Genomic DNA, 8,145 nt, shown 5'->3' with positions numbered 1-8,145 from the left:
CCCCTGTATGATGGGAGGTATTTACAGCGCTAATTTCCAAGTTTCCAGGAGAAATCAAATAATACAACACACAAGCAACGCTTGCAGCGATAACCGTTGTATTAACTGTATAGAGAAAAGTTTTTTTTCCTACCTTTTTTATGCTCTCATCCCCTTTAAACCGAGACACCGTTACTATTATAGACAGAGAAATAATAGGCAAGCTTACGCATTTAAAAATTTTCATAAAATTATCCGTAATAATTTGAGCCAATTTTATTAACAAAGAAATATCAAAATAACTGCTTAACACTCCCACGATAATGGCTATCAAATAAAAATGGACGGTACTAATCCGATTAAAAAAAGAACTGGTGTGATTTATGCACATAAAAACCTCCAAAAAATTCGTTAACTAAAAAAATCTTAAAAAGTAGATAATAAAGAGCGTTTCAACAACAGCAGGTATTTACTAAAGACCTTATTAGAAAACGAACGTACACCACAGCTCCGATAAAAACCTGAAAATCTTAGCACTATATATTGTAAATAGTCAATAGATTTTTTTATTTATACAGAAAAAGATATTCCTACAAGGATAATTCTTTTACATCTAGAAATTACTTTTATTTTTGTATAATTTTTTATAAAGTTCCGATATTTTGTGATAATAATAATAAGTTTTTTTAATATTTTTTTTAATGTTTTTTTATAGTTTTGATTTTTTGTATAATATTTTTTATAATAACAACTGTAAAATAAAAATAAATAAAAAATATTTCTTCGTGAAAAAAGATTCTCTAAGAGCTATGAAAAGTAAATAATTTTGTATAGTATGAAAAAGCAAGAGAAAATTTTTTATTATTTTTTAAATGATTGTCAAATGTAATGCGTGTTCCATGCGGTACTATTTGGATGATGACGTTTTGGGGTCTAAGGGGGGGTATGTGCGATGTTCTTCTTGTAAGCACGTCTGGTACCAAAATCCTCCGGCTTTGTCTCCTTACACTCCTATTCCTGTTGTACAAGCTCCTTTAATGATGCATCCTAAGCTTGCACACCGCTCACAGCCTATTCGTTTTTTTTGGATCGGCTTTACCATACTCATTCCTCTTTGTTTGGGATGTACACTGTTTATGTTGTATCAAAAAAACTTACTTCTATCCTCTTTACAAGGATGGTCCGGCTTGCTAAAAACAAAAGAATCTTATGAAGAAGAAAAAATTCAAATTCAGAACGTCATTTATCGTTACACAGAAAATAGTATTATTTGTAAGGTAGACTTTATTAATGTTACAAAGGAATTAAGATATATTCCTGCACTGTTTATTCACATACAAAAAGAAGGAAAAACATTAAAAAAAATGAAATACGTTCCCCCAAAAACACCTTTGTTGCCTGGTGAAGAAAAAGCACTTTACATAGAGTTAAAGCAGGCACCAACGTCTTTTTCAAAAATTAGTGTAGGATTTTTTCCATAAGTACTGCTTTTTTGTACCATTTTGAGATTGTTTTCCATCTAAATTTATCATAAAACACTAGGTAGAGGGTGTAAAAAAAGTTATAAAAATCCCTATCTTTGATTGCAATCAATATATTAAAATTTAGAAAAATTAAGTAAAAGTAAAATGAGGTAAACAAATATGCCAAAAATCATTGCAGGAAGCAGTTGCAAAAAAATAGCTTGCGATTTAAGTACTACTTTAAATATTGGGTACATGGACGTCGTAATTGAAAGATTTTCCGATCAAGAGCTTCGCGTCCAGCTGCCATCACACCTGTATGAAGAAGATACAATTATTGTTCAATCCACGTGTAATCCGGCAAATGATCACTTAATGGAGCTATTATTTCTTATTGATGCCGCAAAACGTGCAGGAAGTCGAAGAATAATTTCAATCGTTCCTTATTTTGGATATAGCAGACAAGATCGTCCAGCTTACAAATGGGGACCAATTTCCGCAAGATTAATTGCAGCCATGCTTGAAGCTGCAGGAATCGATCACATCGTCACTTTAGATCTGCATTCTAAACAAGCAGAAGGTTTTTTTAAAATGGGCGTTCAAAATATAGATCCTAGTGTATTTTTTTCTTCTTATTTAGAAAAATCCCCTGATCTTACTGTGGTGTCTCCCGATATAGGAGGATTAGTTCGTGCGCAAAAAATGGCAGAAATTTTAAACGCTGAACTCGCCATCATCAACAAAACTCGTAATGGATATAATTCTTGTGAAATGAATACGATTATTGGAGAAGTATCTGATAAAAATTGCGTGATTATTGACGATATTATCGATACTGGGGAAACAATATGCAAAGCAGCTTTTTTACTAAAACAGCATAAAGCAAGAAGTATTCGTGTGATCGCTTCTCATGCTGTATTGTCTAACCATGCTAAACAAAAACTTACCAAAGCGCCTATTGATTTAGTGCTAACCACAAACAGTATTCCTCAAGAACTAAATCAACAATTTTTTAAAATTCTTAATATTGTTCCTATCCTTGCAGAAACCGTAAAAATGCTTATGCGCCTTTAATTATTTCTATCGCTTGGTTAATCGTAACAAGAGTTTGTTTACCATCTGACAAACGTTTTAAAATAATTTGCTGTTTTTCTAATTCTAGTTGATTGGCAATAATTATAAACTTAAATCCCTTTTTGTCAGCATATTTCATTTGCACCGCCAATGAAGCTTTTGACAAATAAATTTCGGTATTGACCCCCTTTATGCGAAAGGTTTTTGCTATTTTTATATAAAAAGGCACTAAAGCAGGATCTTGAACACTGACCAATACGGTTGCTGTCGTTTCCTGATTGGCGTGAATTACACCAAATTCTATTAATTTAGGAATCAGCCTTGACACCCCAATTGAAAACCCCACCCCAGGAAATCGTTTATTACTAAAGCTTCCAACAAGATTTTCGTACCTTCCTCCTCCACAAACGCTTCCTAATTCGGGAAAATCAACTAATCTTGTTTCTGATACTGTTCCTGTATAGTAATTTAACCCCCTAGCCAGTGTAGGATCTATTTGTATGTACTGGTCTTGAACTCCAAAATCTTTCAAAAATTTCATCACTTTTTTTAGTTCTTCCACCCCTTTGAAAAATTCTTCATTAGAACCAATGCTTTCTAAATACTCAATCCACTCTTTATTTGTTAAACGCTTTGCGATCAAACCAGACAATACTTCTGTATTGATCTGACTAATGCCGTAATTTCTTAGTTCATTATCTAGTGCATCTTTTGATATTTTTTCTGCCTTATCAATTGTGCGCATTACTAAATCGACAGAGCTTTCTAATACTCCAAAAGATTTTATCATTCCTGTTAATAAAAACCGATTATTGATCTTTATAATAAATCTTTCCACTCCTATTGCTTTAAACACGTTATATATTATGGACAAAGTTTCTGCATCATAGATAAGCGGTAACTCACCAACGCTGACGACGTCAATATCGCACTGATAAAATTGTCTGTAGCGCCCGGCTTGCGGTCTTTCTCCCCGCCAAACTGGAGCAATATGATATCTTCGGTAAGGAAACGTGATCTGACCATAATGTTGTGCTACGTATCTTGCAAGAGGAACAGTTAAATCAAAACGAAGTGCTAAAGCCTTTTCTTTTGCTCCTTCGTCTCCTGCCAAGCGATGAAGTCCGTAAATTTCGCTATCATTACCTTTAGCAAGCAGCGTTGCGACTCTTTCAACAGCAGGGGTATCTAGAGGAATGAATCCATAAAGCTCAAACTGTTCTTTAATTTTCTCAATCACCTTATTAAAAGCAATCTGCTCTTTTGGTAAAAATTCAGGGAATCCAGATATATTCGTCAACATTTTTATCCTTTCTCATTACACTTCTTCAAATTTAGAAGAAAGCTCAGCCAATGTCATTTTAGATTTAGTTTCTTTATCATATTTTTTTATAAATACCCCATTTTTTAGAAACCATAAACTGTCTCCATATTTGATTGCTTGGGATAAGTTGTGCGTTATCATTATGCAAGTAAGTTTTTTTTCTCTCAGAATTTGGTTCGTTAGTTCCATAACAGAATCAGTGCTTGCTGGGTCTAATGCTGCGGTAATCTCATCTAACAACAATATTTTAGACTCTTTTAATATTGCCATAAGAATACTCAGCGCTTGCCGTTGTCCACCAGATAAATTACTCACCAGCTCCTGGATTTTATCTTCTAAGCCTATATTTAACATGCTTAACTTTTCTTTAAACGTCCTTATTCTATGTTTACTTGAAAAAAATTCCCCTCCCCTAATTTGCCCTCGCTTAAATGCAAAAGCCATGTTTTCGAGAATAGTCATATTTTCCATAGTTCCAAGTTTAGGATCTTGCATAACTTTTGATACAAGTTTTGCCCTATGCTTTTGAAGTGTATGAGTAATATCTTGACCGGACAACCATATTTTTCCAGAATTTACCTGAATAGATCCAGAAATAGCATCGAAAAGTGTAGATTTTCCCGCTCCATTTTCCCCAACAATTAATGCAAATTCTCCATCTTTCACGTCAAAATTTAGCTTATTCAATATTTTTCTTTCTTTATTATTTTTTCCTAAAATCACTTCTATATTTTCAAGTTTTAGCATAATTTTTCCTTGGAGTATACATAACGGTTAAAATCATCAATCCCGTCACCAAATTCAAATCAGAAGTGTTTAACCCTAGATAATCACCGTGAAGTGCAAAACTAACAAAAATTCTGTATAATATTGATCCTGTTAAACAGCTTATAGTCCTAAATATAGCAGATCTATACGGCAACATTTTTTCACCAATCATTACAGAAGCAAGGCCTGTCATGACGGTACCTATACCGCTTCCTACATCAGAAAATCCTTGATGTTGGCTAAATAAAGCACCAGACAATGCAATGATAGAATTGCTCAGAGCAAGACAGGTTATGGTCATAAAAGAAATACTTACTCCAGAATTTTTTGCAAGACGCTTGTTTTGCCCAATACTGCTTAACCCTAAACCAAAGTCTGTCATCAGCAGATATGTAATTGCTGCACACGACATCAATCCAATTCCCAATATCTGAACAATGGGAAATGAAGAAAATATAGTATCGCGGTTCATAAGGCTGATGTTGGGAATTCCCCCCATGACGCGTAAATTTATTGAATACAGCATAAATCCCACTAATATCCCGGAAAGAAGATTCGTCACTCTGAATTTTGTATGGATTATACCAGTTGCTGCGCCTGCAAGGCCTCCGGCTACCATCGCAATGCTCAATGAGGTCCAAGGATTCATTCCATTTTTAATAAGGATTCCAGAACTAGCAGCTCCTAAAACAAAGCTGCCATCGCATGTCAAATCCGGAAAATCAATGACTCGAAGAGTTAAATATATCCCAAGCGCAGCAATTCCGTAAATTCCACCTATTTCAAAGCTCATCATTATTTCGTTTAAAGTCATGATGTTTTCTTACCCACTATTTCTTTTGCTCTACGTTTTATACTGTCTTTAAAGAAAATTCCAAGCTTTTCCGCAGCATCTTGATTAAGATAAAGCTCTGTTTGTTCAGGAAATTCAACAGGAATCGTCCCTAAATCTTTTCCTTTCAGTGCGCAAACAATCATTTTAGCGGTCTGCACCCCTAGCTTATACTGATTTGGACCAAGCGCTGCCAAAGCACCCAGCTTTACTGCATCTGTATCACTAACATAAACAGGTACTTTTACTTTTGTAGCAATACTAATAATCGTCTGTAAGGAAGAAAGCGCAGTGTTATCATTGCTGATAAAGATAGCATCAACGTTAGCAGCCAATTTGGTAGCAGCTTGAGCAACTTGTGATGTGTTATCCACAGCCTGAAGCACCACTGTTATACCAAATTTTGGGCATAATTCCTTTAATTTTTTTATTAAACTTAAAGAATTTACTTCACCAGGATTGTATAAAACCCCTAAGCGAGTTAAATGAGGTTGAATTTCTTTAAATACCTCAACCTGGGGAGAAAGTTCAACAAAATTAGAGACTCCAGAGGTATTGTTTCCTGGTTTATTCAAACTTTGAACTAGCTCTGCCTTTAATGGGTCAGTTATTGAGCTAAACACAAATTTTATATTATTTTTTTTTATATGCTTAACAAAACTTTGAGCAGATATCGTACCAACACCCACCACAATATCTGGATTTTGATTGACGAATTTTACAGAAATCTGGGATGCTAATGCAGGACTTGCCTGCGCTGATTCTACGCGCAAATCTAATTCAGTTCCGGGTTTGTACCCATTTTTGACTAACTCGTCAATGATTCCCTTTATTGTCGTATTTAAAGCGGGGTGTTCAACACATTGATTAATAAAGATTTTTCTTTTTATTTTTTCTCCAAAAGATAAACACGCTACCCCTCCTATTGTTAGCAATAATAATATTTTTTTCATCTTAGTTTTCCTTTTTATCGTGAGTCAATTTCTGTAGAACTGCTGTATATCCTTGATAAGGTTCGTCTTTTAAAAATCTTGCCACTCTTCCTATCGTTGTTAAACTTGCTCCCAACTTGACATGAATTTCTCTATAGGACAATCCGTTACTTAGAGCTTTACATATCTGCCAACGCTCAGACAAAGCAGAAAGTTCAAAAGGCGTGCATAAATCTTTCAAGAAATTAAAAGCTTCCTCTTGCGTAGACAATAGCAAAAATGCATGACACAGCTCTTTAATATTTTGGTGGTGATCATCGGAAATGATCATTTCAGTGCTTTTGTGCTGATCTAGTATGCTATCATGATGGCACGGTATGCAACGAAAGTCAAGAAGAAAAAAGCTCGCTTTAAAAAAATCAGTTTGGTTATTGCAAATGATCAAACTTAATCATGCAAGACGATCAAAAAATGACACCGAAATTAATGTTTGTAAAGTAGAAACAAGTACGCAGCACTTTTAATGCCAGGTGCAAAATTGCGACTAAGATAAGGACTTAAGTAAATAATTTAGGCAAAAACTTTTTTGTTCTCCAGTTTATATACCAAATCAAACTGAAAGTGTGGGACTAATGCGTTGAAAGTTGTCATTGACGCGGTCGACAAGATCCATGGCGATGTTGTCCCAGGTTTGGTCGAAAAATTGCAGCATACTCTTGCAAAACTTTTTGGCAGAGACGAAAAATCGATTCATCGTTCGATGGGATTCAGGTTGGGGCTGGGGGGAAAACAATGCACCTCAATCCCACTTTCTTTCGCTGCTTTTTGGGTGTCTTTGCTTGTGTTATAAGATCCTTGATCCAAGATCAGGTGAATTTTAGGCGCCTTTGGATAAGCGTTTTTCAGCTGATCAAAAAACGTCTTCATTGTAGCGCTATTCAAGGTTTCTAAGGGCTCCACCCGTCAAATCCAAGGCTCCCATCAAGTTCATGCGTGTAGGCCGTCGTGGCAATGAGGGTGCCTGTGCGACAAGTGATTTTCGTTGCTATAATGGGGGGAACGCCATAACCAAACAGGATGGGTTCATCCTCCGGCGATGTTGTCATCACCGTCTCGTAATAATGAATAAACTTATGGGCGTGCAGCCACAACGTCTTGTCTTGAATCGTCTACGCAATGCCTCAAGAACATAAGCGCAGATATCGCTCATTTTCATATACGTCGCAGCTTTCCAAATGTGCGATAAGTTTTGCTGTTTGTGAAACATTTAGCTTGCTTACAGATCCCTCGCTTTACACCATTAACTTTTGATCTTCCTTATACTCCTCTACGACCGTCAATCAAAAGAGCCTAAGCAATTTGACGAGCTCCATCCTTTATCGGATAGAAAAACAGCCTTAATCCTATCTTCTACACGTCGGTTCTTTTTTTGCCGATGCCGCGTTCTTAACGCAACACGATCTTCTTCTTTCAGAAATATTTGCATAAGAAAAATTATTAACACATAAAATTAAACTTTTAAACTATTTCATTCAGCATGAGTATACAACGGTTATCGCTGCAAGCGTTGCTTGTGTGTTGTATTATTTGATTTCTCCTGGAAACTTGGAAATTAGCGCTGTAAATACCTCCCATCATACAGGGGTACAAGGCATAAGTGTTGAAAGTGTCAAAATAAATGTTTAACAGCATTGAAATCCCCTCCTGAAATAATAATTAATGTTTTAATAAAAGATTTCTCTAGATCTAATGTAAATTGAAATAATGGAATTT

Annotated in this window: 10 protein-coding genes; 2 read left to right on the top strand and 8 right to left on the bottom strand. The window is 35.3% G+C overall.

Annotated elements, in window-relative coordinates; translation table 11 throughout:
* Window positions 1–370: cation:dicarboxylate symporter family transporter (locus HE1_RS03955; RefSeq protein WP_035544946.1), on the bottom strand; the 370-nt coding region annotated here is incomplete at its 3' end.
* Between the two features lie 481 nt (window positions 371–851).
* Between HE1_RS03955 and HE1_RS03950 the strand changes: the two genes are divergently transcribed.
* On the top strand, window positions 852–1,460 hold the full coding sequence (locus HE1_RS03950) for an MJ0042-type zinc finger domain-containing protein (protein ID WP_035544944.1): 609 nt from the start codon (window positions 852–854) through the stop codon (window positions 1,458–1,460).
* 162 nt (window positions 1,461–1,622) lie between these two features.
* Window positions 1,623–2,516, top strand: a complete 894-nt coding sequence (locus HE1_RS03945) for a ribose-phosphate diphosphokinase (RefSeq protein ID WP_006291755.1) — start codon at window positions 1,623–1,625, stop codon at window positions 2,514–2,516.
* On the opposite strand, the gene hisS is transcribed toward HE1_RS03945, so the two are convergent.
* The 7 genes from hisS to HE1_RS08970 form a co-directional block, all read right to left on the bottom strand.
* Entirely contained in the window at window positions 2,503–3,819 is a 1,317-nt protein-coding gene (gene hisS, locus HE1_RS03940; protein WP_006291753.1) for a histidine--tRNA ligase, read from the bottom strand. The two genes, HE1_RS03945 and hisS, sit on opposite strands and share 14 nt — an antisense overlap.
* Before the next feature lie 15 nt (window positions 3,820–3,834).
* Window positions 3,835–4,563 carry an ABC transporter ATP-binding protein gene (locus tag HE1_RS03935; protein ID WP_206537236.1) on the bottom strand — a complete coding sequence of 243 codons (729 nt, stop codon included), beginning with the start codon at window positions 4,561–4,563 and terminating at the stop codon, window positions 3,835–3,837.
* 10 nt (window positions 4,564–4,573) lie between these two features.
* Complete coding sequence (locus HE1_RS03930) at window positions 4,574–5,422, bottom strand: ABC transporter permease (protein WP_006291741.1); 849 nt, start codon at window positions 5,420–5,422, stop codon at window positions 4,574–4,576.
* Window positions 5,419–6,393, bottom strand: coding sequence for an ABC transporter substrate-binding protein (locus HE1_RS03925; protein WP_006291725.1), 975 nt, complete (start codon window positions 6,391–6,393; stop codon window positions 5,419–5,421). The genes HE1_RS03930 and HE1_RS03925 overlap by 4 nt, the downstream gene beginning before the upstream one ends.
* 1 nt (window position 6,394) lies before the next feature.
* Window positions 6,395–6,703, bottom strand: a complete 309-nt coding sequence (locus tag HE1_RS03920; RefSeq protein ID WP_006291724.1) for a YerC/YecD family TrpR-related protein — start codon at window positions 6,701–6,703, stop codon at window positions 6,395–6,397.
* A 419-nt stretch (window positions 6,704–7,122) separates the two neighbouring features.
* Window positions 7,123–7,299: a transposase gene (locus HE1_RS10370; protein ID WP_084491011.1), complete on the bottom strand. Its 177-nt coding sequence runs from the start codon at window positions 7,297–7,299 to the stop codon at window positions 7,123–7,125.
* 409 nt (window positions 7,300–7,708) lie between these two features.
* Window positions 7,709–7,858, bottom strand: coding sequence for a hypothetical protein (locus tag HE1_RS08970; RefSeq protein WP_162531250.1), 150 nt, complete (start codon window positions 7,856–7,858; stop codon window positions 7,709–7,711).
* Window positions 7,859–8,145 lie beyond the last annotated feature (287 nt).

Origin of the sequence: Holospora elegans E1 (assembly GCF_000648275.1) — a bacterium.
Taxonomy (GTDB): Bacteria; Pseudomonadota; Alphaproteobacteria; order Holosporales; family Holosporaceae; genus Holospora; species Holospora undulata_A.
The sequence above is the reverse complement of the archived record's forward strand: the minus strand, read 5'-3'. Positions and strand labels throughout refer to the sequence as shown.